23 protein-coding genes and 1 pseudogene are annotated in these 23,822 nt (G+C 67.1%); 5 read left to right on the forward strand and 19 right to left on the reverse strand.

Features of this window, described 5'->3' with window-relative positions; translation table 11 throughout:
* Positions 1–64: 64 nt before the first annotated feature.
* Positions 65–667 (forward strand): M23 family metallopeptidase, encoded by a 603-nt coding sequence (locus HWN72_RS15700; protein WP_051211578.1) that lies wholly within the window; start codon positions 65–67, stop codon positions 665–667.
* A 300-nt stretch (positions 668–967) separates the two neighbouring features.
* The gene (locus HWN72_RS15705; protein ID WP_211150673.1) at positions 968–1,240 is read left to right on the forward strand and encodes a PilZ domain-containing protein; all 273 of its coding nucleotides are present in this window, start codon (positions 968–970) and stop codon (positions 1,238–1,240) included.
* 3 nt (positions 1,241–1,243) lie between these two features.
* Here the strand turns inward: HWN72_RS15705 and hemN are convergent, their stop codons facing one another.
* The 10 genes from hemN to ccoN form a co-directional block, all read right to left on the reverse strand.
* Positions 1,244–2,557, reverse strand: coding sequence for an oxygen-independent coproporphyrinogen III oxidase (gene hemN / locus HWN72_RS15710; RefSeq protein ID WP_211150674.1), 1,314 nt, complete (start codon positions 2,555–2,557; stop codon positions 1,244–1,246).
* Positions 2,558–2,588: 31 nt separating this feature from the next.
* Positions 2,589–2,807, reverse strand: a complete 219-nt coding sequence (locus HWN72_RS15715) for a hypothetical protein (protein ID WP_211150675.1) — start codon at positions 2,805–2,807, stop codon at positions 2,589–2,591.
* Positions 2,804–2,950: a cbb3-type cytochrome oxidase assembly protein CcoS gene (gene ccoS / locus HWN72_RS15720; protein WP_008832429.1), complete on the reverse strand. Its 147-nt coding sequence runs from the start codon at positions 2,948–2,950 to the stop codon at positions 2,804–2,806. The genes HWN72_RS15715 and ccoS overlap by 4 nt, the downstream gene beginning before the upstream one ends.
* Complete coding sequence (locus tag HWN72_RS15725) at positions 2,947–5,103, reverse strand: heavy metal translocating P-type ATPase (protein WP_211150676.1); 2,157 nt, start codon at positions 5,101–5,103, stop codon at positions 2,947–2,949. The genes ccoS and HWN72_RS15725 overlap by 4 nt, the downstream gene beginning before the upstream one ends.
* Complete coding sequence (locus HWN72_RS15730; RefSeq protein WP_036525764.1) at positions 5,100–5,687, reverse strand: FixH family protein; 588 nt, start codon at positions 5,685–5,687, stop codon at positions 5,100–5,102. The genes HWN72_RS15725 and HWN72_RS15730 overlap by 4 nt, the downstream gene beginning before the upstream one ends.
* Positions 5,684–7,135: a cytochrome c oxidase accessory protein CcoG gene (gene ccoG / locus HWN72_RS15735; RefSeq protein ID WP_036525762.1), complete on the reverse strand. Its 1,452-nt coding sequence runs from the start codon at positions 7,133–7,135 to the stop codon at positions 5,684–5,686. Before ccoG ends, HWN72_RS15730 begins: the two co-directional genes overlap by 4 nt.
* Positions 7,136–7,260: 125 nt before the next feature.
* Complete coding sequence (ccoP, locus tag HWN72_RS15740; protein ID WP_036525760.1) at positions 7,261–8,172, reverse strand: cytochrome-c oxidase, cbb3-type subunit III; 912 nt, start codon at positions 8,170–8,172, stop codon at positions 7,261–7,263.
* Entirely contained in the window at positions 8,165–8,347 is a 183-nt protein-coding gene (locus HWN72_RS15745; RefSeq protein WP_008828422.1) for a cbb3-type cytochrome c oxidase subunit 3, read from the reverse strand. The genes ccoP and HWN72_RS15745 overlap by 8 nt, the downstream gene beginning before the upstream one ends.
* Positions 8,344–9,093 carry a cytochrome-c oxidase, cbb3-type subunit II gene (gene ccoO / locus HWN72_RS15750; protein ID WP_008828423.1) on the reverse strand — a complete coding sequence of 250 codons (750 nt, stop codon included), beginning with the start codon at positions 9,091–9,093 and terminating at the stop codon, positions 8,344–8,346. Before ccoO ends, HWN72_RS15745 begins: the two co-directional genes overlap by 4 nt.
* Before the next feature lie 21 nt (positions 9,094–9,114).
* Positions 9,115–10,773: a cytochrome-c oxidase, cbb3-type subunit I gene (gene ccoN / locus HWN72_RS15755; RefSeq protein ID WP_211150677.1), complete on the reverse strand. Its 1,659-nt coding sequence runs from the start codon at positions 10,771–10,773 to the stop codon at positions 9,115–9,117.
* A gap of 423 nt (positions 10,774–11,196) precedes the next feature.
* On the opposite strand from ccoN, the gene HWN72_RS15760 reads away from it, so the two are divergent.
* Positions 11,197–11,895 (forward strand): OmpW family protein, encoded by a 699-nt coding sequence (locus HWN72_RS15760; RefSeq protein WP_008828425.1) that lies wholly within the window; start codon positions 11,197–11,199, stop codon positions 11,893–11,895.
* 638 nt (positions 11,896–12,533) lie between these two features.
* Here the strand turns inward: HWN72_RS15760 and HWN72_RS15765 are convergent.
* From HWN72_RS15765 to cyoA, 9 genes are all read right to left on the reverse strand, one after another.
* On the reverse strand, positions 12,534–12,980 hold the full coding sequence (locus HWN72_RS15765) for a GtrA family protein (protein WP_008831368.1): 447 nt from the start codon (positions 12,978–12,980) through the stop codon (positions 12,534–12,536).
* Positions 12,981–13,041: 61 nt separating this feature from the next.
* On the reverse strand, positions 13,042–13,743 hold the full coding sequence (locus tag HWN72_RS15770) for a Crp/Fnr family transcriptional regulator (protein WP_008831369.1): 702 nt from the start codon (positions 13,741–13,743) through the stop codon (positions 13,042–13,044).
* 141 nt (positions 13,744–13,884) lie between these two features.
* Positions 13,885–14,439 carry a response regulator transcription factor gene (locus tag HWN72_RS15775; RefSeq protein WP_069708543.1) on the reverse strand — a complete coding sequence of 185 codons (555 nt, stop codon included), beginning with the start codon at positions 14,437–14,439 and terminating at the stop codon, positions 13,885–13,887.
* The gene (locus HWN72_RS15780) at positions 14,436–15,785 is read right to left on the reverse strand and encodes an ATP-binding protein (RefSeq protein ID WP_008831371.1); all 1,350 of its coding nucleotides are present in this window, start codon (positions 15,783–15,785) and stop codon (positions 14,436–14,438) included. The genes HWN72_RS15775 and HWN72_RS15780 overlap by 4 nt, the downstream gene beginning before the upstream one ends.
* On the reverse strand, positions 15,770–16,423 hold the full coding sequence (locus HWN72_RS15785; protein WP_309141574.1) for an SURF1 family protein: 654 nt from the start codon (positions 16,421–16,423) through the stop codon (positions 15,770–15,772). Before HWN72_RS15785 ends, HWN72_RS15780 begins: the two co-directional genes overlap by 16 nt.
* A 65-nt stretch (positions 16,424–16,488) precedes the next feature.
* A complete protein-coding gene (cyoD, locus tag HWN72_RS15790) occupies positions 16,489–16,881 on the reverse strand; it encodes a cytochrome o ubiquinol oxidase subunit IV (protein WP_008831373.1) in 393 nt (130 codons plus the stop codon).
* Positions 16,881–17,522, reverse strand: a complete 642-nt coding sequence (cyoC, locus tag HWN72_RS15795; protein ID WP_069708545.1) for a cytochrome o ubiquinol oxidase subunit III — start codon at positions 17,520–17,522, stop codon at positions 16,881–16,883. Before cyoC ends, cyoD begins: the two co-directional genes overlap by 1 nt.
* Positions 17,523–17,525: 3 nt before the next feature.
* Positions 17,526–19,538 carry a cytochrome o ubiquinol oxidase subunit I gene (gene cyoB, locus HWN72_RS15800; protein ID WP_211150678.1) on the reverse strand — a complete coding sequence of 671 codons (2,013 nt, stop codon included), beginning with the start codon at positions 19,536–19,538 and terminating at the stop codon, positions 17,526–17,528.
* 5 nt (positions 19,539–19,543) lie between these two features.
* A complete protein-coding gene (gene cyoA / locus HWN72_RS15805; RefSeq protein WP_211150679.1) occupies positions 19,544–20,878 on the reverse strand; it encodes a ubiquinol oxidase subunit II in 1,335 nt (444 codons plus the stop codon).
* Between the two features lie 188 nt (positions 20,879–21,066).
* Here cyoA and HWN72_RS15810 point away from each other — a divergent pair, with 188 nt between their 5' ends.
* Both HWN72_RS15810 and HWN72_RS15815 read left to right on the forward strand, forming a co-directional pair.
* Positions 21,067–22,380: an MFS transporter gene (locus tag HWN72_RS15810; RefSeq protein WP_069708547.1), complete on the forward strand. Its 1,314-nt coding sequence runs from the start codon at positions 21,067–21,069 to the stop codon at positions 22,378–22,380.
* Between the two features lie 131 nt (positions 22,381–22,511).
* Positions 22,512–23,795 (forward strand): annotated as a pseudogene (locus HWN72_RS15815) (MFS transporter); the annotation flags it as partial.
* Between the last annotated feature and the right edge of the window lie 27 nt (positions 23,796–23,822).

Genomic DNA, 23,822 nt, shown 5'->3' on the forward strand with positions numbered 1-23,822 from the left:
CAAGTTCCGCGCAGTGACCGGCGTTTTCGTCGCAGCGGGACTGTCCATTGCAGCGCAACCTGCAATGGCCAACAGCAGCGCTGCCGCTGCCGACATTTCCTCCACCCTGCGCACCAGCCAGGCCGCGAACCAGTCGGTCACCGGCGGTGAGGACGAGCAGTTCAGCCAGCTGTTCAGCTCCTGGCAGAACTATGAGGAAACCGGCCTTGCCGCCGCCAAGCCCAAGGCAGCCGTCGGCGGTATCGCCACCGTCGCCATCCCCTCGCGCAACCCCCTCGCTCAAGAGCGCATGACCAGCACCTTCGGCATGCGCGAACATCCCATTCTCGGCGGCCGCCGCGCCCACAAGGGCGTCGATCTCGCCGCCCCCACCGGCACCCCGGTCTACGCCACCGCAGACGGCACCGTGAGCCGCGCCTCATGGTTCAGCGGCTACGGCCTGTTCGTCAGCCTCGAGCATGGCGGCGACATGCAGACCCGCTACGGTCACATGTCGCGCCTCAACGTCGCCGACGGCCAGCGCGTCCACAAGGGTGACATCATCGGCTACGTCGGTTCCACCGGCAACTCGACCGGCCCGCACCTCCACTACGAAGTGCGCGTCGACGGCGAGGCCGTGAACCCGGTTCCCTACATGCAGCAGCCGAGCCTCGCTTCGGCCAACTGACCAGAGTTTTCCTGTTGAGAGGAGGAAGAGGCGGCTCGCAAGGCCGCCTTTTCTTTTGCCTGTGTTCCGCGATGCGCCAAAAAGGGGCCAAAAAAATGGGGCGGTCCGTCACGAGGGTGGGCCGCCCCTTGAAGTTGGGGAGAAGCGGTTACCGCACCGGGGCTCCGCCGGAGCGGAAGGGGTTGGTGCGGTGGACCGGCAAGACGGTCTTCGCACTTGCGGCCGCGTCTCGCATTGATCGCGGTCAAATCCGCCAGAGCCCGCTGAATTTCTGCTGCGCGCCGCCGTTCTTGGCCTGAAATGGACACGTCCCGCTTCCGGCCCACCCCGATCCTGCGCGAGCGCCGCCGCCGGCGCTGCACGCGCTTTGCGCTGACCGATTCGCGCGGGGGGGAAATTGCCGTGATCGTACGCGACATATCCTCGCGCGGGCTCAGTGCCGCTGCGGCGGGGGAGCCGCCCCGCCTCAATGAAGTGGTACGCGCCACGCTGGAAGACGGCCGCGAGGTCTGGGGCCTCGTGCGCTGGCGCGAGGGCAACCTGTTCGGGGTGGAGTTCGATACGCGGGGGTGACGCTCACACCGCCGAACTGAAGCGCCGCAGCGAATCCTTGCGGTAAGGGTCGAACCGCGCCGCGATCGAGCGCGCGTAAGGCAGTCCGCCCGGCAGCACGACGAGGTCGCCGCCATCGGTCTCGCACAATCCGGCATCGAGGTAGGGGCGCAGCAGCGGCCCGGCCTCCTGCCACAAGTCCGCCGCCACAGGCGCGCGGCCCTGGCACAGCAGCGCCTCTATCACCGCGCCGCGCCGCTGGTCCTCGGCGCTGCGCACGATGCCCCGCGTCGCGGTCAGGCGGTCCTGCGAGAGCATCATGCGATAGCGCCCGGTGTTCTTCTCGTTCTGGACGAGCAGGTCAGGGAAGCCGCCGATCGCCGAAGCTCCCAGCCCCAGCAGGACCGGCGCCTGATCGTCGGTGAAGCCCTGGAAATTACGCTTGAGATGCCCGGTCAGCGTCGCCTGCGCCAGCGGATCGCCGGGCAGCGCGAAGTGGTCGAAGCCTACCGCGACATAGCCCCGATCCATCAGGAAGCCGTGCCCGTAGGCTGCCATGGCGAAGCGCGCCTCGGCACCGGGCAGTTCGCTCGCATCGATCTTGCGCTGGCGGGGGATCAGGTGCGGAACGTGGGCATAGCCGAACAGCGCGATGCGATCGGCGCCCAGCGCGACGGTGCGCTCCAGCGAATCCTTCAGGTGCGCCATGGTCTGGCCGGGCAACCCGTACATGAGATCGAAGTTCAGCGATCCCACGCCCGCGCCGCGCAGCATGGCGACGGCCTGCTCGATCATCGCCGTGGGCTGCACGCGGCCGATCGCCCGCTGCAACGGCTCCGCAAAGGTCTGCACGCCGAGGCTGGCACGCGCGATCCCGACCGAGGCGATCACCCCCGCCCACCCGGGGCCAAGGGTGCGCGGGTCCAGTTCGATCGAAGTGACCGGGTGCGAGGTCTCGAACTGCAGCGTCAGTGCATCGACCAGCCGCACGAAGTCGATCGGCGAAATGCCGTTGGGACTGCCGCCGCCAAAAGCGATGCGCGTCACCCGCGCTCCTCCGGGCAGGCGTTCGGCGACGAGATCGATCTCGCGGTGGAGCGCATCGAGATAGCTGGCTACCCTGTCCCGCCGGTTGGCGACGCTGGTGTTGCAGCCGCAATACCAGCAGATCTTCTCGCAGAATGGGATGTGGACATAGAGCGATACCTCGCCCTGCGTGCGCTCCAGCGCCTCCTCGTATTGGCCCGCGCCTATCCCGCCAGCGAACTCGGCGGCGGTGGGGAAGCTGGTGTAGCGCGGCACGGGAATCGCCAGCAGTTCGGGGTGATAGGTCCACATGGCCGCAACTTTGCCTTATCCCTCCGCGCCGTCATTGCGATCGATCATGCCGCTTTCGTTTGGAATCGGAATGGCAGCCCTTGGCGCAACATGGCCCCTGCGGCGGTCCCGGAGGTGCGGGGACCGGCACACTCAACACGCCGCCCCCGCAGGTCATGGCGACGAAGTCACGCGCCTCGGCCTGCAGCGGGCCGACCATTGCCGGGACCAGCGCCAGCGCGCCGAACAGCGCGAGCGGGCGCCGCGTCATGGCGCGTCCTCGTCGATCAGGATGCGGTTGGCGGCGCCGTCCATATCCTCGTACTGGCCCGAGCGCATCGTCCAGAAGAACGTGCCCAGCGCGCAGAGCCCCATCGCCAGCGAGAGCGGGATCATGAAGCCGAGAATCGTCATTGCGCTTCCTTCCCTGCCGCGCGCGCCAGCCGCAGCGAATTGCCGACCACCAGCAGCGAACTTCCCGACATCGCCAGCGCCGCAACCAGCGGGGTGACGTGGCCGAGGATCGCCAGCGGCACCGCCAGCACGTTGTAGCCCACCGCCATCGCGAAGTTCTGCCGCACCACCCGCATCGTGGCGCGCGCGACCTTCACCGCCGTCGCCACCGGCATCAGCCGCTCGCCGACGAAGACGCCGTCGGCCGCCTGCTGCGACACGTCGCTCGCCCCGCCGGGCGCGAGGCTGACGTGGGCGCCTGCCAGCGCCGGGCCGTCATTGAGCCCGTCGCCGACCATCAGCACCTTGTGCCCAAGCCCCGCGCGGCGTTCGAGCAGCGCCAGCTTGTCCGCCGGGCGCATCGCCGCCGTGGCGAACAGGCCCAGTTTCCGCGCGACGCCGCCGACCGCCTCCACCCGGTCGCCCGAGGCGATCGCGGCGATGAGGCCTTGCGCCTTCAGCGCCGCCAATGTCTCAGTCACGTCAGGGCGCAGGCTGTCGGCGAAGGTTATGCGGGTCCGGGTGCCATCGACCAGAAGGTCGACGGCGAGAGTGTCCGTCTCCACCTCGGGCCGCAGCAGCGCGACTTCGGCGCCGTCGCATCGCCCGATCATGCCGGAGCCGGGAGCCTCGCGCACCAGTTCGACGGCTGCGGGCTCCGCGCCTTCGCCGCGCAGCGCATGGGCGAGCCCACGGCTCAGCGGATGGCGGCTCGCCTGCGCCAGACCCAGCGCGATGGCGCGGCTGCGCGGGCCGAGCATGGCCAGCGTGACCGGGCGCGGTTCGCCCAGCGTCAGGGTGCCGGTCTTGTCGAGCAACACTTCGTCCGCCTCGGCCAGCCGCTCCAGCGCCGAGCCGTCCTTGATGAGCAGGCCCCGCCGCATCAGCGCCCCCGCCGCGACGACTTGCGCCGCCGGAACCGCAAGGCCGAGCGCGCAAGGGCAGGTGATGATGAGGACGGCGGTGGCGATCGTCAGCGCCTTGTAGACGCTCGCCCCTGCGATCAGCCAACTGCAGAAGCTGAGGAACGCGAGGGTGTGGACGGCGGGCGCATAGAGCCGCGCCGCGCGGTCCGCCACGCGCACGTAGCGCGAGCGGGACTGGCCCGCCTCGTCCATCAGCCGCGCGATGTCGGCGATGGCGGTGTCCTGCGCGGCGGCGGTGACGCGCACCCGCACCGGGTTGCCGAGGTTGATCGTGCCCGCGTGGACGAGGTCGCCGGGCACGGCGGGGCGCGGGGCGCTCTCGCCGGTCAGCATCGCGGTGTCGATGGTGGTGCGGCCTTCGACGACCTCGCCGTCGGCGGCGAGCGCTTCGCCTGCCGCCACCAGCATCGTCATGCCGGGGCGCAGCTTGTCGGCCTCGACATAGCGGGCAGTGCCGTCCTCGTCGAGAACGTGCGCGCCCCGCCCCATGCGACCGAGCAGGGCGGCGATGCCGGAGCGCGCACGGCCGCGCATCATCGCGTCGAGCGTGCGGCCCGCGAGCAGGAAGAACAGCAGCATCACCGCGCCGTCGAAGTAGGCGTGCTCGCCCCCGGTCAGCGTTTCGTAGAGGCTCATGCCCGTCGCCAGGATCACGCCGATGGAGATCGGCACGTCCATGTTGGTTCGCCGGTACTTCAGCGCCATCCACGCCGAGGCGAAGAACGGGCGGCCCGAATAGACCACCACCGGGATGCCGATCAGGGCGCTGATCCAGTGGAACATGCCGCGCGTCACCGCGTCGGTGCCCGACCAGACCGAGACCGAGAACAGCATGATGTTCATCATGCCGAAGCCCGCCACCGCCAGCGCGCGGATCAGGCGCTTCGTCTCCACATCGTCGCGGGCGAGCGGGTTGTCGGCGGCGCGTTCGGCCTCGAAGCCGAGTTTGCGCAGCTCCTCGATCAGCGTCTCGGCATCGAGCGTCTCGGCATGGCTGACAGCGACGCGCTTGGCGGAGAGATTCACTCGCGCCGAAGCCACGCCGGGGACGAGCCCGAGGCCGCGTTCGATCTTGCCGATGCAGCCGGCGCAGCGGATGCCGGGGACGGTGAAGCGGCTGTCGATGCTGGGCGCGGTATCGAGTGCGGTTTCGGCAGGGACCGACGGCGGGGGTGTGATCGCGTTCATGCGCCGATCTCCTGTTCGGTGCGCCATTGGCGGCCATCCGCCTCGATATCGAAGCGCAGGGTCCAGCGGCCTGCGGGCAGCGGCTGGGCGCTGATCCACTGCGCGCCCTCGCGGCGGAAGGTGAGCGCGATGTCGGGCAAGCGGCCGAGGGGGTGGCGGGCCACGGCGGTGAGCACTTCCCGTCGTCCGGGACTTGATCCGGGACCGGTGGCTGTCTTTAGGCGCGCGCCATCTGCGGGCGCCTTGCCGGCCGTGGGCGCCTCGCCGGAAGGTGGGCTGGTCATGGCCAGCGGTCCCGGATCAAGTCCGGGACGACGAGGGGTGGTCAGGTCCACCACCACCCGGCCCTCGGCCCCGCGCCGCGCCTGCAGTTTCCAGCCCAGCGCCTTCTCCTTCGCCGCCTCGTCGAGCCAGCGGTTGAAGTCCTGGCTGGCGACGTAGGAGTTCTCCACCACGATCCCGCCGAAGGTGGTGCTGGCGAGCGTCGCCATCGTCACGTTGACCGCCAGCACCACGCCGAACCCGGCGACGAGGATCGCAGTCATATGCTTTCCGTTGAAAGGCTTGCGGGTCTGCACGGTCATGGGTTCGCCTCCTGCGGGGTGTCGAAGGTCACTTCGGATAGGGCGGTCTCGCGCGCCTCGCCCTCGGCGGTGACGCGGAAGGTGAAGTCCTGCGCGGCGGTTGTCGGCGGGGCGACGACGTAGACGCGCAGAGGCAGCGTGGCGTCGGCGGGGATCGTGCGGGTGAGGGTACGGGCGGCGTCGGCGCGGGCGCTGTCGTCGGTCCACATCACCGCGCCGGGGAGGCCGACGAGGGCGATCTCCATCTTGCGCGGGCGGCCCTCCATGTTACGCAGGCGCAAGGTGTAGGCGCCCCGCACAGAGCCGTCGCTCAGGAGGATGTACGGCGGGTTGCGATCCTTGGCGACGGTCAGCCCGGTGTGGACGCGGGTGCCCAGCGCGAACAGCAGGGCAAGGCCGATGCCCGCCCAGACCGCGAGATACGCCAGCGTGCGCGGGCGCCAGATCAGCTTCAGGTGGCGCGTCGGCGGCTGTCCCGCCTTCTCGCGCTCGGCGTCGTCCAGCGTGGCGTAGTCGATCAATCCGCGCGGGCGGCCGATGTCCTGCATCACCCGGTCGCAGGCGTCGATGCACAAGGCGCAGGTGATGCAGCCGACTTGCGGGCCCTGCCGGATATCAATGCCGGTGGGGCAGACGGCGACGCACTGGTTGCAGTCGATGCAGTCGCCGAACACGTCGGGCGCTTTCTGCGACTTCTTGAGGCTGGCGCGCGGTTCGCCGCGGAAGTCCTTGTAGGTGACGGTCAGCGATTTCTCGTCGGTCATCGCGGTCTGGATGCGCGGCCAGGGGCACATGTAGATGCACACCTGTTCGCGCATGAAGCCGCCGAGCACGAAAGTGGTCGCGGTCAGCGTCGCCACGGTGGCGTAGGCGACGGGGTCGGCGGTGCCGCTCCAGAATTCGGTCCAGAGCGTAGGCGCGTCGGCGAAGTAGTAAATCCACGCGCCGCCAGTGGCGAGGCTGATGGCGAGGTAGATCGCCCACTTCACCAGCCGCCGGGCGATCTTGGCCGGTCCCCACGGGGCCTTGTAGAGCCGCATTCGCGCATTGCGGTCGCCGTCGATCAGGCGGTCGACGTGCTGGAACAGGTCGGTCCAGACGGTCTGCGGACAGGCATAGCCGCACCACGCCCGCCCCACCGCGCTGGTGACGAGGAACAGGCCGATGCCCGCCATGATGAGCAGGCCCGCCACGAAGTAGAACTCGTGCGGCCAGATCTCGATGCCGAACATGTAGAAGCGGCGATGGGCGAGGTCGATCAGCACCGCCTGGGTTGGCGCGTAAGGGCCACGGTCCCAGCGCAGCCACGGCGTGACCCAGTAGACCGCGAGGCACAGCGCCATGATCGCCCACTTGATGCGGCGGAACTTGCCGTCGATGCGGCGATTGAAGACGGGCTCGCGCTTTGCGTAGAGCGAGAGCTGGGTCATGTCGGGGGGCTTGTTCATGGTACTTGTCCCGCCTGGGAGTGCTTCCTTTTTCTCCGTCATCCCCGCGAAGGCGGGGACCCATCTCCTGAACTGGCATGTTGCACGGTCATCAGATGGGTTCCCGCCTTCGCGGGAATGACGGGTCAGGGGGTGGCGGCAGCTTCGGGCTCGGGCGCAGGCGTCTTTTCCCCCCCGCCGAGCGAGTGGACGTAAGCCGCCAGCATCTTGATCGTCACCGGGTCGAGGCGGCCGGTCCATGCGGGCATCACCCCCATGTGCGGCTTGCTGACCTGCGCGACGACATCGTCCTTCGTGCCGCCGTCGAGCCAGATCGCGTCGGTCAGGTTCGGCGCGCCGAACTGGCGGCTGCCCTTGCCTGCCGGGCCGTGGCAGACGGCGCAGTTGTCGGCGAAGAGCTTCGCGCCCTCGGCGTTACCGCGCGCCTTGCCCGAAAGCGAGAGGACGTGCCCGGCCACCGCATCGATCTGCGCCGCCGTCAGCAGGCCGTCGCTGCCGAAGTTGGGCATGATCGACTGCCGCGTGGCGTCATCACCGGGCTGGCGGATGCCGTGCAGCAGCGTCGTCTCGATGGTTTTCAGATCGCCGCCCCAGAGCCAGTCGTCGTCGTTGAGGTTGGGGAAGCCCTTCGACCCGGCCGCACCGGCGCCGTGGCACTGGACGCAGTTGATCCTGAACGCCGCCGCGCCGCCCGCCACCGCCGCGCGCATCAGTTCGGGGTGCTTCGGCAGCTCCTCGATTCTCATGTCCGCAAGCGCCGCCACGGTCTTCGCGCGAGCGGCGGCGGCGGCCTTCATGTCCTTGTCCAGCTCGCCCCGGCTGGTCCAGCCGAGCGTGCCTTGCGTCGCGCTCGAAAGCATCGGCCATGCCGGGTAGACCACGCTGTAGCCCAGCGCGAAGACGATGCAGGCGTAGAAGGTCCAGAGCCACCAGCGTGGCAGCGGGGTGTTGAGTTCCTCGATCCCGTCCCACTCGTGGCCGACGGTTTCCGTGTTCGTGGCTTCGTCGAGGCGTCCTTTTGGATGATGCTCAGCCATCGTTCTCGTCCTTGAAGATCATCGTCGCGGCGGCGTCGTTCTTCGCGCGGTGGCCGGGCCGGAAGGGCCAGGCGATCAGCACGACGAACACCACCAGCATCGCCAGCAGGCCCCAGCTGTCGGCCAGATGCCGCAGCATGTCGTAGGTGGAGTGAGTGCTGAGAGAGAAGGTCATCGGCCCTTCTCCTTCGCCAACTGCTCCTGCGCGGCGGCGGCGTTGACGTCGACCATGGTGCCCAGCACCTGCAGATAGGCGACGAGCGCATCCATCTCGGTCACGCGGCTGGGGTCGCCGTCGAAGTCGCGGATCTGCGCCTTGGGGTAGCGCTTGAGCAGGTCGCCGGGATCGGCTTCCGGGTCGGCCTGCGCGTTGAGGTCGGCCAGCGCACTGGTGATGTCGCGGTCGGTGTAGGGCACGCCCACGCGGCGCAGCGCCGTCAGGTTCGCGGCCGGGTCGGCGACTTGCAGGTCACGCTCGGCGAGGAAGCCGTACTTCGGCATCACCGATTCGGGCACGACGCCTTCGGGGTTCGTCAGGTGCTGGACGTGCCAGCTGTCCGAATACTTGCCGCCCACCCGCGCAAGGTCCGGCCCGGTGCGCTTGGAGCCCCACTGGAACGGATGGTCGTACATCGATTCCGCCGCGAGGCTGTAGTGGCCATAGCGCTCCACCTCGTCGCGGAAGGGGCGGATCATCTGGCTGTGGCAGACGTAGCAGCCCTCGCGCACGTAGATGTCGCGGCCCGCCTGCTCCAGCGGGGTATAGGGGCGCACGCCCTGAACTTTCTCGATGGTGTTGTCGATCCAGAACAGCGGCGCGATCTCGACGATGCCGCCGATGGCGACGACGACCAGCGCGCAGATGCCCAGCAGGGTGATGTTCTTCTCGAGCGTCTTGTGGCGTTCGACGATGGTGGTCATGGTTCTTGTCCCTGTTCGTCGTCAGTTCGCGAGGATCGGGCGGCCAGAAATCGGACGATCCTGCGCCGCGTCGTAGGCGGCATCGCGCAGGGGCTTTTCCTCACGCAGCTTGCCGAGGATCGTGGCCCAGACGTTGACCGTCATGATGACCCCGCCTGCGAGGTAGAGCGCGCCGCCGAAGGCGCGCAGCGCATACATCGGATGGAGCGCCGCCACGGAGTCTGCGAAGGAGTTCACGAGGTAGCCGTCGGCCCCGTATTCGCGCCACATCAGGCCTTGGGTGATGCCCGCCACCCACATGCTGGCGGCGTAGAACACGATCCCCAGCGTCGCGAGCCAGAAGTGCCAGTTCACCATGCGCAGCGAGTAGAGCCGCTCCCGGCCCCACAGGCGCGGCACGAGGTAGTAGATCGCGCCGAAGGTGATCATCCCGTTCCAGCCCAGCGCGCCGGAGTGGACGTGGCCGATCGTCCAGTCGGTATAGTGCGAGAGCGAGTTGACGCTCTTGATGCTCATCACCGGGCCTTCGAAGGTGCTCATGCCGTAGAAGGCCAGCGCCATCACCATCATGCGGATGATCGGATCGGTGCGGACCCTGTCCCAGGCGCCGTTGAGCGTCATCAGGCCGTTGATCATGCCGCCCCAGCTCGGCATCCACAGCATGATCGAGAACACCATGCCCAGCGTCTGCGCCCAGTCGGGCAGCGCGGTGTAGTGCAGGTGGTGCGGCCCCGCCCAGATGTAGAGGAAGATCAGCGACCAGAAGTGGATGATCGACAGTCGGTAGGAATAGACCGGCCGCTCGGCCTGCTTGGGCACGAAGTAGTACATCATGGCCAGGAAGCCGGCGGTCAGGAAGAAGCCCACCGCATTGTGGCCGTACCACCACTGCACCAGCGCCCCCTGCACGCCCGCGAACAGCGGGTAGCTCTTGGAGCCCAGCAGGCTGACAGGCAGGTCGAGGTTGTTGACCACGTGCAGCATCGCCACGGTGACGATGAAGGCAAGGTAGAACCAGTTGGCGACGTAGATGTGCGGCTCGGAGCGCCTGACGATCGTGCCGACGAAGACCGCGAGGTAGCAGACCCACACGATGGTCAGCCACCAGTCGACGTACCATTCGGGCTCGGCGTATTCCTTGCCCTCGCTGATGCCGAGGAGGTAGCCGGTGGCGGCCAGCACGATGAACAGCTGGTAGCCCCAGAACACGAAGCGGGCGAGGCCGGGGAAGGCCAGCCGCGCGCGGCAGGTGCGCTGGACGACGTAGAAGCTCGTCGCGATCAGGGCATTGCCGCCGAACGCGAAGATCACCGCCGACGTGTGCAGCGGACGCACCCGGCCGAAGTTGAGGTAGGGCTCCAGATTGAGCCAGGGCCAGGTCAGCTGCGCGGCGATGAACACGCCCGCGAGGAAGCCCGCCATGCCCCAGAACACCGTGGCGATCATGCCCCAGCGGATCGGGTCGTCGTCATAGCGGCCCTGATCGGGGAAGCGCAGCACGCCGCGGGCGATGCCGTCGTAGTCGGCGCCGCGCAAGGTGAACCACAAGGCGGTCATCGCCGCGATGGCGACGATCCCCATGTGGATGGCGAAGCCCTGATCCACCGCCAGCGCGGAGGCCATCACGGCAAGGAAGAGCACGGCAAGCCACACGCCTGCCCGCGCCAGCACCGAAACCATAAGCTGTCTCTTTTCGAGATGAGTTGCTGATCAGGGTCCGCCTTGGGCGCTGGAGCCGGGAGTCGCATTGACGGGGATCAAAAACCCTCGTCGTTCCGGACCTGATCCGGGACCGCTGGCCGTGAACGGCCCGCCTCGCGGTGCGCGCAGCAGGGGCTTCGACAAGCTCAGCCTGAGCGGTGTTGAGAGGAGAGGTTATCAGTCCCGCTCAGGCTGAGCTTGTCGAAGCCCCCGCCGGGCAGCACGCGCCTAAAGACAGCCACCGGTCCCGGATCAGGTCCGGGACGACGGGGCGACAGCAAAATTCTCCCCGACTTGCGCCCGATCAATTCATCCCGGTTGCATGAAGCGCAAACCGCAAGGGCCGCTCAAGAGGGGGGACATGCATGGTGCAGCCCCGGCGGTCATTCGAAAGACAGCGATATGCGCAAGATCACCCTGCTCGCCGCCGCGCTTGCGGCCACTGCCTTCACCACGCCCGCGATGGCCGGAAGCCCGGACGGCAGGTTTCAGGTCAAGGTGCTGGGCACGGCAGTGCTGCCGGACGGCGGGATCGACAAGGTCAAGTCGATCGATTCGGGCCTTGCCACCACGCTCACCGGCATGGGCGTCACCGACGTCGACGCGAAGGCGAACGACAACGTCGTGCCCACCCTCGCGGTCGAGTATTTCTTCACCAAGGCCGTCTCGGTCGAGACGATCTGCTGCTTCACCCAACATCACGTGGGCGGTGCGGCGGACCTTGCGGGCACGCGGCTTGTCGATCACGTGCTGATCCTGCCCGCGACCGTGACCGCCAAGTACCACCTCGACACCGGCACCCCGATCAAGCCTTATGTCGGCGCCGGCCCCGCGCTGTTCTTCGTGTTCGACGAAAAGCCCGGCGCCACCGCGCAGGCGCTCGGCGTGGACAAGGTGAAGATGTCCAATTCCTTCGGCGTCGCGCTGCAGGCGGGCGTGGACATCGCGCTCGGCCAGAGCGGCTACGGCGTGACGCTCGATGCCAAGAAGTACTTCATCAAGCCGACCGCCAGCTTCTATGCCGATGGGGCGAAGGTGCTGGAAACGAAGCACGACCTCGACCCGTGGGTGCTGAGCGCGGGCCTGTCGTACCGGTTCTGAGCGCGCTCGTCCTTGACAAATATAACCACATGGGTTATATAGCCCAGCATCCGGAGCGGCGAATGATCACGTCGCTCCGGTGTATCGGGTCGGCGTCGTGGGCCGGGATGCGGTTTCAGCCGCGATCGCGCAACCCACGCGTCCGTTCGAAGACCCGGACTGTCTCTGCGCTACCGGAAACGCCGTCCATACGTTCCTGCGACACACGGCAGGACTTGGGACGGCCATCCCGGATAGCCTTCGGCCGATAACGCTGCGAACCCTAACGACGGCCACATGGGACTTTCCGATGGAATACAGGTCGAGCCGGGCTGCACCGTGAGTTACCCGGCCGCTCGCCAGAGCTTCACGGAAAACAAAACCCCGCGTCCCGGTGAGGACGCTCCCGACGCCGACCCGATGTTCACTTCGGATGCGTTGATTTCCCCGGCGTAATGGCCCGCACTCGCCAGCGGGTATTTTTGCGTGACCCCGCTGCACGAACGACATCGTCATCCCAGCGAAAGCTGGGACCGCTGGCCTGTTACGGCCAACTATCGTTCAAACGCCCTGCCGAGGGTTGGGCTTTACTCGGCCAGCGGTCCCAGCCTTCGCTGGGATGACGGTGTTGGGTGACGGCGTTCCCGCATCCTACCCATTCACACTTCGTGGAAGTTCAGCGTCGCGTTCAGGATGAACACCAGCGTGCCCGAACACAGCGAGACGATCACCCGCGCGAGCAGATAATGCGCATCGAACACCGTCGTCAGCAGCGCGAAGCCGCCGAGGATCACCGCCAGCCCCACCAGCGCGTTGGTGAGGTAGTAGACATAGCCGGTGAAGATCCCGCGATCGCTCTCCCGAAACACCCAGACCCGTGCAAGGCCGTAATTCAGCGAGTTGGCGAAGAGGAACCCCACCGTCACCGCCACGAACTTGTCGATGCCAAGCTGCGAGACCATCAGCCAGATCAGCGCCATGTCGATCGCGAAGCACAGGCACGAGGCCACGGCATTGCGCACGAACAGCACGGCCGTGTGCCGACTGAACAGGCCGTAGTGCGGGTGAGCGCCAAGGGAGCCCGGCACGATGGGCGAATGAAACATGCCAGTGGCAACGCCGCCGCCTCGCCATGGTTTCCCGCGAGCCGGTAACAGGGACGAACCGTTACCCTGCCTCGGCGACCAGCGTGTCGAAATCAAGGATCGTCACTTCGCGGCGCGAGGGCAGGTCGATCACGCCCTCGTTCTTGAGCCGGGTGAACTGGCGGCTGACGGTTTCGATCGTCAGGCCCAGCACGTCGGCGATCTGCTGGCGCGAGAACGGCAGGGTCAGGATGCGCCGCCCCGGATGCTCGAAATCGATCCGGCAGCCGGCGCCGCCGAGCCGTTCGGTCATCTCGACGAGGAAGCTCGCCATCTTCTCCGCCGCCGACTTGCGGCCGAGCAGCAGCATCCAGCGGCGCGTGCGGTCCAGTTCGCCCAGCGTGCGTTCGAGCAGCTTGTGCTCCAGCGCCGGATGCTCGCGCGCGAAGGCGTCGAAGTCGCGGCGGGAGAACACGCAGACGCTGGCGTCGGTCAGCGCCGTGACACCGTGCCCGGTGGTGCCGCCGAACGGGCGTCCGATGAAGTCGGAAGGATAGACCACGCCGACGATCTGCTCGCGCCCGTCCTCGGTGTTGGTGGAGAGCTTGAGCACACCGTCGATGACATTGGCGACGAGGACCGAATCCTCGCCCTCCCAGATGATCGATTCCCCGGCGGTCAGCTTGCGCGTGCGCCCGATCGCATTGAGCGCATTGAGTTCGCCGGCGTCGAGCGCGGCACAGATCGCCCGGTTGCGGACGACGCAAAGATCACAGCTGGACATGGTTTCCGATCACCGGGGGCTTCTCGTGGGTTGTATAGCGTATTGGCGGCTCGCGGGAAACTGCAGGGGCTTCGACAGGCTCAGCCTGAGCGGGGTTGGAGGTTTACGCTACCTCCGCTCACCCTGAGCTTGTCGAAGGTGTCAAACCTGCCGCTTCTCGAGCTTGCGCGCCAGCGTGCGGCGGTGGAGGCCGAGGCGGCGCGCGGTTTCGGAGATGTTGAATTCGCACTCCACCAGCGTCTGGTGGATGTACTCCCACTCCAGCGTCTTGATCGAGGTCTTGCGGCCCTCCACCGGCACGCTGGCATCGCCGCGCAGCGACGCGAAGGCCGCCTCGATGTCGTCGGTGTTGGAGGGCTTGGCGAGGTAGTGCGAGGCGCCCAGCTTGATCGCCTCGACGGCGGTGGCGATGCTGGCGTAGCCGGTCAGCACGACGATGCGCGTCTGCGGCGCATGGGCATGAAGCGCCTCGACCACGGTGAGGCCGGAACCCGCGCCGAGTTTCAGGTCCACCACCGCGAACTCGAAGCTGTCCGCCAGGAACAGCGCCTCGGCCTCTTCGGGGCTTGCAGCGGAGGCGACGCGGTAGCCGCGTCGTTCGAAAGAGCGGCGCAGGGTTCGCGCGAAAGTGGGGTCGTCCTCGACGATGAGCAGGCTGGCGCCCGTCGCGCCGATGGCGGAGGGAGTGTCGGTCATTGCTTCTCCTGCCGTTGTTCTTGTTCTTCGAGCGCCAGTGTAGCGAGGGGGATCGCCAGTTGCACGCTCGCACCGCCGGTTTCACGGTTCTCCACCGAGACCGCGCCGCCCAGCTTGCGGATCACGTTGACGACGAGGAACAGGCCGAGCCCGCCCCCGTCGCGCCCCTTGGTCGAGATATAGGGCTGGCCGATGCGGCGCAGCACTTCGGGCGCGAAGCCGGGGCCGCGGTCGCTTACGGTCAGCATGACCTGCCGTGCGGCGCCCTCCCCTTCCAGCCAGACCTCGATCAGCACGAGGTCGGGCGAGACCTCGATGGCGTTGTCGATGACGTTGCCGACGATCTGGCGCAGGCCCGGATCGGCGATGATCTCGACGTCACCCGCCATGCGGTCGATCACGCGCAGTTCGCCGGGGATGCGGGTGCGCCATTCCTCGGCGAGATCGTCGATGAAGCCGCGCACGGTGGTCACCGCCGGATCGACGCCGCGCACTTCGCCCGCCGACATCAGGATGCCCGATACGATCGTCTTGCAGCGCTCCAGCTCGCGGCGCACGTCGGCAAGGTCGGCGGCCATGTCGGGGTCGTCCCTGATCGTCGGCTCGTGGCTCCAGTCGCCCAGAATCACCGAGATCGACGAGAGCGGCGTGCCCAGTTCATGCGCCGCGCCAGAGGCGAGCAGGCCCATGCGGATGATGTGGTCCTCCTCCGCAGCCTGCTGGTAGTAGGCGGCGAGGCGCGCATCGCTTTCGCGCCGGTTGCGGTCGAGCCGCACGACGAAGACGATCAGCAGCACGGCGGCCAGCACGAAGCAGAACAGGCTGCCGTAGATGTAGAGGTGGAAGTGATCGCCCGCCAAGCGATCGGGCAGCTGCAGCGGCTCGTAGAAGAAGGTCAGCAGCGCCATGCACAGGCAGGCGTTGAGCGCGACGAGCCAGCTCCAGCGCGCCTCCAGGATGATCGCGCCGATGACGATCTGGAGGAGGAACAGGAAGGTGAACGGGTTTGTCGCCCCACCCGAGTAGTAAAGCTGCCAGCACAGCGCGACGACGTCGATCATCAGCGCCGAGAACATCTCGCGCTGGGTGAACGATTCGCGCTGCAGCACGACCCGCGCGATGGTCAGGTTGATGACGATCAGCAGCAGCGGCGCCAGCAGCAGCGGCGCCAGCGGCAGGCGGACCTTGAGCACGGCAGAGACCACGACGATGGTGGCCAGCTGCCCGAACACCGCCGTCCAGCGCAGCTGGGTGAGCAGGACGACGCTGGAACGGCTCGGCGTACTGCCCGGCACCTCCGGCGGCGCGAACAGCGCCGCCAGGCGCTCGATCACGCCCGGCGCCATGTATAGGCGAGCGCGACCAGCGACAGCGCCGCCATCGCGAACCAGGTCAGGGCATAGCTGAGATGGCTGTCGGGGAACGTGATCTGGGTGAGGCCGGGTACGGGCTTGAGCGCAGGCGCGGTGCTCGCCTGCTCCACTTGCACATCGACGAAGGCGGGGGAGACGGCGCCCACCTTGCGCGCCTGCGCCAGTGCGGCGGTATCGCGCGAGTACCAGCGATCGTCCTGCGGGGCGTTGGACTGCAGGATGCTGCCCCTGGGCTCGGGCAGGCGCAGCAGGCCGACGATCGACACCTTGCCCGCAGGCGCCGAGGCTCCGGCGGCGGCGCGGGTGGTCCTGGCGGGCACGAAGCCGCGGTTGATCCACAGGAGCCTGCCGTCTTCGAGGCGCAGCGGCGTCATCGTCCAGTAGCCTGTTCCGCGTTCCGTGGCGGCCCGCACCAGTGCGGTCGCAGGCCCGTCATAGACTCCCGAGACGCGGACGCGAAGATATTCGAGATCGGGGCCGAGCCTGCCGTCCACCGGCAGCGCCTGTGGAGCGGCATGGACGCGCGCATCGACGCGGGCGATCAGCGCGTGCTTCCAGTGCATCCGCTGGATCTGCCAGATGCCCAGGCCCACGAACATCGCGAAGGCCACTAGCAGAAGCGCGGCAAGCCCGATGGGCCGCCGCGCTCCTTTTGCCGCCGTTGTGCGGTCCTCGGTCAGGGCAGCTGGCCCATGTCGTGGACGCTCATCGGCATCATGTTGGTGTTGAGGTGGAACATGACCCACAGCGAACCGGACAGCGTGATGATGACCAGAACGATCGTGAAAATCAGCGCCATGACCGTCCAGCCGTTCTCCGACTTGGTGTTCATGTGCAGGAAGTAGATCATGTGGACCACGATCTGCACCACGGCGAAAGCCATGATGACCAGCGCGGTGGTCTGCTTGTCGGGGATCGCGCCCGTCATCACCAGCCAGAACGGGATCGCGGTGAGCACGACCGACAGCAGGAAGCCGACGACGTACTCGCGCATCGAGCCATGGCTCGCGCCGTGCTCGTCGTGGTGATCGTGCGCGGCGGGGTTGGGGTGGGCGTGTTCGTTCGCCATCACAGCATTCCCATCAGGTAGACGAAGGTGAAGACGCCGATCCAGATGACGTCGAGGAAGTGCCAGAACAGCGACAGGCACATGAGGCGGCGCTTGTTGGCCGGGATCAGGCCCTTCTTGCCGACCTGCACCACCAGCGTGAACAGCCAGATCAGGCCGAAGGTGACGTGCAGACCGTGGGTGCCCACCAGCGAGAAGAACGCGGTGAGGAAGCCCGAGCGCATCGGCGTCGCACCCTCGTGGATGAGGTTGCTGAACTCGTAGAGTTCGATGCCGAGGAAGCAGGCGCCGAACACGGCGGTGACCAGCAGCCAGGCTTGCGTCGCGCCCTTGTTGTTCTTCTCCATGGCCAGCATGGCGAAGCCGTAAGTGATCGACGAGAACAGCAGCATGGCGGTGTTGAGCGCCACCAGCGGCAGCTCAAACAGGTCCTTCGGCCCCGGCCCGGCGGCCAGGCTGCCGCCCAGCACGCCGTATGCCGCAAAGAGCATGGCGAAGATGAGACAGTCGCTCATCAGGTAGACCCAGAAGCCCAGCATGGTGCTGCCGCCTTCGGGGTGGTCATGCTCGTTCAGGTCGTAGAACGCGGCCTGAAGCTGCGCCTGATCGAGATCGTGGGTCGGTGCGGTCGTAGCGGTCATGTCTCAGGCTCCCGCGGCGGCGAGCTGGCGGGTGCGTTCCGCCTCGGTCGCTTCGACCGTCTCGACGGGGATGTGGTAGTCCCGCTTGTAGTTGAACGTATGGAAGATCGCATAGCCGATGATCCCAGCGAACGAGACCGCCGCAAGCCACCAGATGTACCAGATCATCGCGAAGCCGAGCGCCGTCGACAGACCCGCCAGGATCAGGCCGGTCCCCGTGCCGCTGGGCATGTGGATCGGACGGAAGCCGGAAGTCGGGCGCTGGACGCCGCAGCGCTTCATGTCGTCCCAGGCGTCGAGGTCGTGGACCAGCGGCGTGAAGGCGAAGTTGTACTCCGGCGGCGGCGACGAGGTCGACCACTCCAGCGTACGGCCGTTCCACGGATCGCCCGTCTCGTCCTTCAGTTCCTCGCGCTTCCAGATGGAGACGGCGAACTGGACCAGCATGGCGCCGATGCCACCGGCGATCATCACGGCGCCAAAAGCGGCGATGACGAACCAGATCTGGATCGACGGATCGTCGAACACGCGCATGCGGCGGGTCACGCCCATCAGGCCGAGGATATAGAGCGGCATGAAGGCGAACCAGAAGCCGGGAACCCACAGCCAGAAGCTGACCTTGCCCCAGAACTGGTTGAGCTTGAAGCCGAAGGCCTTGGGCCACCAGAAGTTGATCGCCGCGAAGATGCCGAACAGCACGCCGCCGATGATCACGTTATGGAAGTGCGCGATCAGGAACAGCGAGTTGTGCAGCACGAAGTCCGCAGGCGGCACCGCGAGCAACACGCCGGTCATGCCGCCGACCGTGAAGGTCAGCATGAACGCGACGGTCCACATCATCGGCAGTTCGTAGCGGATACGGCCGCGGTACATCGTGAACAGCCAGTTGAACAGCTTCGCGCCGGTCGGGATCGAGATCACCATGGTGGTGATGCCGAAGAACGAGTTGACGCTCGCGCCCGAACCCATCGTGAAGAAGTGGTGCAGCCACACGAGGTACGACAGGATGGTGATGACCAGCGTGGCGTAGACCATCGACGAGTAGCCGAACAGGCGCTTGCCCGAGAAGGTCGAGACGACTTCCGAGAACACGCCGAACAGCGGCAGGATGAGGATGTAGACCTCGGGATGGCCCCAGATCCAGATCAGGTTCACGTACATCATCGGCGAGCCGCCGAAGTCGTTCGAGAAGAAGTTGAAGCCGAGGTAGCGGTCGACGGTCAGCATCGTCATCACCGCCGTCAGCACCGGGAAGGCGGCGACGATCAGGATGTTGGTGCACAGCGAGGTCCAGGTGAACACCGGCATGCGCATCATGGTCATGCCGGGCGCGCGCATCTTGACGATGGTGCACACCAGGTTGACGCCCGAAAGCAGCGTGCCGACACCCGCGATCTGCAGGGACCAGATGTAGTAGTCGACGCCGACCCACGGGCTGTACGCCAGGTTCGACAGCGGCGGATAAGCCAGCCAGCCGGTCTGCGCGAACTCACCCACGAACAGCGACATCATGGTGAGCACCGCACCGGCGGTGGTCATCCAGAAGCTGAAGTTGTTCAGGAACGGGAAGCTGACGTCACGCGCACCGATCTGCAGCGGCACGATGTAGTTCATGAGGCCCGTGACGAAAGGCATCGCCACGAAGAAGATCATGATCACACCGTGCGCGGTGAAGACCTGGTCGTAGTGGTGGGCGTTGAGGTAACCGTCGTTGCCGTTGAACGCCATCGCCTGCTGGGCGCGCATCATGATCGCGTCGGCAAAGCCGCGCAGGAACATGATGAGGCCCAGGATCATGTACATGATGCCGATCTTCTTGTGATCGACGCTGGTGAACCACTCCTTCCAGAGATAGCCCCAGAGCTTGAAGTAGGTCAGGCCCGCGACGAGCGCGGCGCCGCCGAGCATCACGACCACGAAAGTCGCGAGCACGATCGGCTCCTGCGGGATGGCATCCAGCCACAGGCGCCCGAGTAGCGGGCTCCAGTGGTTATGGGCTTCGGCTTCGATGGCCATGAGTGTCAGTTCCGCGAATTCAGGGAAATGTGAGCGGGCTTCGGCGAAGACGCGGCGGGCGCGTCCTCACCGCCGAAGCCGATCGACTGCGGCGCGGGGATTCCGGCGCCGTTCAGCGAGCGAAGGTCGGAAGGCGCCTTGACGGAACCGTCGCGCACCTGACCGGGCATCTGCTCGCACAGCGCACGGACCCAGGCCAGTTCGCGCTTGACCGCATCGGTCGGGTTCGCGCTCTCGGCAACCGCGCTGTCGCGGCCGTCCTTGTCGTACGACAGCATCTGCACGTTGCGGATGCCCGCCTTGCCCAGACCACCGCGCGCGTCGAGAGCCATCATCTCGCTCATGCACATCTTGCCCGGCTGGACGCACATGTTGACGACGGCGTCATAGAGCTTGGGATCGACATTGGCGAAGCGGATCGCCGGAACCTTCTGCGTCGGCTTCTCGAGTTCGAGGTAGGCCGCGCGGTCGAGGGTGCCGCCCATCTGCTTTGCGGGAACGCCGGTGAACGATTCGGCGGCGATCACGTCGCCCGCAGGCTGCGGCCTGGTGCCGGTGGTCTTCACGTCACCGACCCACTTGGCGAAGTCCGCGTCCGAAACCGACCGCATCTTGAAGCGCATATGGGTGAAGCCCGCGCCCGAGTAGTTGGCCGAGAAGCCGACCGACTCGACGTTCGAGTTCATCACCGCGTGCAGGCGCGTTTCCATGCCCGGCATCGCGTAGATCTGGCCCGCCATCGCCGGAACGTAGAACGAGTTCATGACGTTCGCGGAAGTGATCTTGAAGTTCAGCGGGCGGCCGCTCGGCACGACCAGTTCGTTGACGGTGGCAACGCCCTGCTCGGGGTAGATGAACAGCCACTTCCAGTCGAGCGCGACGACTTCGACCTCGAGAGGCTTCGCATCCTGCGAAACCTGGGTCTGGGCGTCGATGCGGCCGATGGTCCGGTAGGGATCGAGAAGGTGGGTGCTGGTCCAGGTCACGGCACCAAGGCAGATGATGATGAGCAGCGGCGCGGCCCAGATCATCAGCTCGAGCTGGGTCGAGTGATCCCAGTCCGGCTCGTACTTCGCGTCCTTGTTGTTGGCGCGGTAGCGCCACGCGAAGATCACCACCGCCAGCATCACCGGCACGACGATGAGCAGCATCAGCAGCGTCGCGACGACCACGAGGTCGCCCTGCTGCTGTGCAACATCGCCCGACGGCTTGAGCACGAGGGTGTTGCACGCCGACAGCGCAGCGGTCAGCCCGAGGGCGCCCACGACGCGCATCGCGCGGTTACGGAACGGGCCGAAACGACGGCCGGGCGGGTTCAGACGTGACTCGGGCGGTTGCATGGCGCGTCGCCTAGGCCCGTGCTGCGGATGCGAACATAGGACATTTTGTCCAATCCCCTTACGGCGTTTCAGATACAATAGGGCGGCCAATTGTGAAGCCGCGCGTCCGTCGCGCCGGTGCGATTCGCGGACGGGCGGGACTCTCGCTTATTCCCGTGTTATACCAGACGAAGGCCGAGATACGCCAGATGAGCACAACCACGACCCCGACCCGCGAGGAACTCGGCCTGCCGACGTTCAAGCCGCACCACGCGATTTCGCCCGGCGAGATCGCGATCGGCGTGATCATCGGCCGTACCTCGGAATTCTTCGACTTCTTCGTCTACGCCATCGCCTCGGTGCTGGTGTTCCCGAAGCTGTTCTTCCCCTTCGTCGATCCGCTGACCGGCACGCTCTACAGCTTCGCGATCTTCGCGCTGGCCTTCATCGCGCGCCCGTTCGGTTCGCTGTTCTTCATGGCGCTCGACCGTGCCTACGGCCGCGGCGTCAAGCTGACGATCGCGCTGTTCGGTCTCGGCGGCTCCACTGCCGCGATCGCCTTCCTGCCGACCTATGAGACCATGGGCGCCACCGCAATCTGGCTGCTGGCGATCTTCCGCATCGCGCAGGGCTTCGCGCTCGGCGGCACCTGGGACGGCCTGGCTTCGCTGCTCGCGCTCAACGCCCCGGAAAACCGCCGTGGCTGGTGGGCGATGGTGCCGCAGCTCGGTGCGCCGTTCGGCCTCATCGTCGCCAGCGCGCTGTTCGCCTACATGATCGCCGTGCTGCCCGCCGCCGACTTCCTGGAGTGGGGCTGGCGCTATCCGTTCTTCGTGGCGCTCGCGATCAACGTCGTGGCGCTCTTCGCGCGCCTGCGCATCGTCGTCACCGAGGAATTCCAGACCCTGTTCGAAAGCCGCGACCTGCAGCCCGTCAGCGTCATGGGCACCGTGAGCAAGGAAGGCCGCACCGTCCTGATCGGCGCCTTCGCCCCGCTCGCCAGCTTCGCGATGTTCCACATGGTCACCGTGTTCCCGCTCTCGTGGGTGTTCCTCTTCACCAAGGAAGCGCCGACCCGCTTCCTGCTGATCGAAGTGCTGGCCGCCGTCTTCGGCCTCGTCGCCGTGCTGTTCTCGGGCCGCCTCGCCGACCGTTACGGCCGCCGCACCCTGCTCGGCACTTGCGCCGTCGGCATCGCGGTGTTCAGCGGCTTCGCGCCGCAGCTGCTCGACGGAGGTACGGCCGGTGAGCTGGTCTTCATGATCGGCGGCTTCATCCTGCTGGGTCTGTCGTTCGGCCAGTCCTCGGGCGTCGTCGCCTCGGCTTTCCCGACCGATCACCGCTACACCGGCTCGGCGCTCACCAGCGACCTTGCCTGGCTGTTCGGCGCCGGCTTCGCCCCGCTGGCGGCGCTGCTGCTCTCCACCCACTTCGGCCTGATCGCCTCGGGCGGCTACCTGCTCTCGGGCGCGCTGGCGACCCTGCTGGCCCTGTGGCTGAACAAGGAACTCGCCAGCCGCTAACTCCGGCGCGAGGATCGATACCGGAAAGGGCCGCCATCCACCGGGATGGCGGCCCTTCTCTTTTGTTGAACGGCCCCTAACACGGCCCTGTGTCGCACAGCCGTCATGATCCGCCGCTAGCGGCCGGTTCCATGCCCAACCCAGGCCACACTCTGGCCGTCATCGCGCGTGAGGCGCGGCTGTTCGCCTATTCCTCGGGGAATTTCGGCAAGGCGCTGGTCTTTGCCGGGGCGGACATGACGATCCTGTTCCTGCTGACCGACCTGCTCGGCCTGAGCGCGACGGCGGCCGGGTCGCTGATGCTGGTCGCGCTGGCGGGCGACCTCGTGTTCGATCTGGTCGCGGCCGCGCTGGTGATCCGGCTGCGGCGCAAGGGGCGCGGCTATCGCTGGCTGGTCGCGACCGGCACGGTGCCCTGCGGCATGGCCTTCGCGATGCTCTACGCCATGCCTGCTTCCGGTCTCCATCAGGGCTGGCTGCTGGCAGCGGCGATGCTGGTGTTTCGCGGCGCCTACGCGGTGATCGACGTGCCGCACAACGCGCTTATGGCGCAGATGACCAGCGACAGCCGGGCGCGCGGGCGCGTATCCGGCTATCGGCTGTTGTTCAGCACCGCCAGTTCGCTTTGCGTGGCGATGGTGCTGACCCCGCTCGTGCAGCATGCCGCGCGCAGCCGCGCCTTCGATGCGCTGGCGGTGACCGGAGCATTCGCTGCAGGGCTTTTCGCGCTGACCATGATCCTGTGCGTCGCGACCTCGGGGCGCCAGGCCGGGACGTCAGCGGATGCCGCCGGACAGGACGCCATCCGCGTGCCGCTGCGCGATCCGCTGGTGCTGGGCATGGGCCTTCTGGCGCTCGTCACCGGCTTCGCGATGCCGACGTTCGGGCGGATGATCCTGTTCATCGGCACATACGTGGTCGAGCGGCCCGATCTGGTCGCCACGCTGCTGCTGGCGATGACCTGCGGACAGTTTGCCGGGGTGCTGTTCTGGACCGCCCTGACGGCGCGGATGGATCAGGCGCGGGTGCTGGCGATGGGCCACGGCGTCAGCGCGGTGGGCTTCGTGCTGTTCGCCCTGTGCCTGGATCGTCCCGATGCCCTGCTGGCCTGTGTGGCGGTGATCGGCTTCGGCCTCGCCTCGGTGTTCATGCTGCCCTGGGGGCTGCTGGCCAACGCGGTGGACTTCGTGGCGCTGCGCCATGGGCGGCGACTGGAGACGGGTCTCTTCGCCTTCTACCTCGTCGCGGTGAAGGCCAGCGGCGCGGCGGCGACGGCGTTGATCGGGTGGTCGCTGGGTTGGTTGGGCTACGTGCCCGGAGAGCACCAAGGCACTTCGGTCGAAACCGGCATGCTGGCGCTGGGACTGGGAGTGCCGCTAGTGGGAGCCTTGTCCGCCGTCGTCCTGCTACGCCGCTTCGACATCGGCCACGCGCGGCACGCC

The organism is Novosphingobium sp. HR1a, from assembly GCF_015594425.1.
Taxonomy (GTDB): Bacteria; Pseudomonadota; Alphaproteobacteria; order Sphingomonadales; family Sphingomonadaceae; genus Novosphingobium; species Novosphingobium resinovorum_A.

Excerpts from the sequence above, each read along its gene's own strand:
- HWN72_RS15700 (WP_051211578.1), top strand. The coding sequence starts at position 65 with ATGGCCAACAGCAGCGCTGCCGCTGCCGACATTTCCTCCACCCTGCGC.
- HWN72_RS15705 (WP_211150673.1), top strand. The coding sequence starts at position 968 with ATGGACACGTCCCGCTTCCGGCCCACCCCGATCCTGCGCGAGCGCCGC.
- hemN (WP_211150674.1), bottom strand. The coding sequence starts at position 2,557 with ATGTGGACCTATCACCCCGAACTGCTGGCGATTCCCGTGCCGCGCTAC.
- HWN72_RS15715 (WP_211150675.1), bottom strand. The coding sequence starts at position 2,807 with ATGACGCGGCGCCCGCTCGCGCTGTTCGGCGCGCTGGCGCTGGTCCCG.
- ccoS (WP_008832429.1), bottom strand. The coding sequence starts at position 2,950 with ATGACGATTCTCGGCTTCATGATCCCGCTCTCGCTGGCGATGGGGCTC.
- HWN72_RS15725 (WP_211150676.1), bottom strand. The coding sequence starts at position 5,103 with ATGAACGCGATCACACCCCCGCCGTCGGTCCCTGCCGAAACCGCACTC.
- HWN72_RS15730 (WP_036525764.1), bottom strand. The coding sequence starts at position 5,687 with ATGACCGTGCAGACCCGCAAGCCTTTCAACGGAAAGCATATGACTGCG.
- ccoG (WP_036525762.1), bottom strand. The coding sequence starts at position 7,135 with ATGAACAAGCCCCCCGACATGACCCAGCTCTCGCTCTACGCAAAGCGC.
- ccoP (WP_036525760.1), bottom strand. The coding sequence starts at position 8,172 with ATGGCTGAGCATCATCCAAAAGGACGCCTCGACGAAGCCACGAACACG.
- HWN72_RS15745 (WP_008828422.1), bottom strand. The coding sequence starts at position 8,347 with ATGACCTTCTCTCTCAGCACTCACTCCACCTACGACATGCTGCGGCAT.
- ccoO (WP_008828423.1), bottom strand. The coding sequence starts at position 9,093 with ATGACCACCATCGTCGAACGCCACAAGACGCTCGAGAAGAACATCACC.
- ccoN (WP_211150677.1), bottom strand. The coding sequence starts at position 10,773 with ATGGTTTCGGTGCTGGCGCGGGCAGGCGTGTGGCTTGCCGTGCTCTTC.
- HWN72_RS15760 (WP_008828425.1), top strand. The coding sequence starts at position 11,197 with ATGCGCAAGATCACCCTGCTCGCCGCCGCGCTTGCGGCCACTGCCTTC.
- HWN72_RS15765 (WP_008831368.1), bottom strand. The coding sequence starts at position 12,980 with ATGTTTCATTCGCCCATCGTGCCGGGCTCCCTTGGCGCTCACCCGCAC.
- HWN72_RS15770 (WP_008831369.1), bottom strand. The coding sequence starts at position 13,743 with ATGTCCAGCTGTGATCTTTGCGTCGTCCGCAACCGGGCGATCTGTGCC.
- HWN72_RS15775 (WP_069708543.1), bottom strand. The coding sequence starts at position 14,439 with ATGACCGACACTCCCTCCGCCATCGGCGCGACGGGCGCCAGCCTGCTC.
- HWN72_RS15780 (WP_008831371.1), bottom strand. The coding sequence starts at position 15,785 with ATGGCGCCGGGCGTGATCGAGCGCCTGGCGGCGCTGTTCGCGCCGCCG.
- cyoD (WP_008831373.1), bottom strand. The coding sequence starts at position 16,881 with ATGGCGAACGAACACGCCCACCCCAACCCCGCCGCGCACGATCACCAC.
- cyoC (WP_069708545.1), bottom strand. The coding sequence starts at position 17,522 with ATGACCGCTACGACCGCACCGACCCACGATCTCGATCAGGCGCAGCTT.
- cyoB (WP_211150678.1), bottom strand. The coding sequence starts at position 19,538 with ATGGCCATCGAAGCCGAAGCCCATAACCACTGGAGCCCGCTACTCGGG.
- cyoA (WP_211150679.1), bottom strand. The coding sequence starts at position 20,878 with ATGCAACCGCCCGAGTCACGTCTGAACCCGCCCGGCCGTCGTTTCGGC.
- HWN72_RS15810 (WP_069708547.1), top strand. The coding sequence starts at position 21,067 with ATGAGCACAACCACGACCCCGACCCGCGAGGAACTCGGCCTGCCGACG.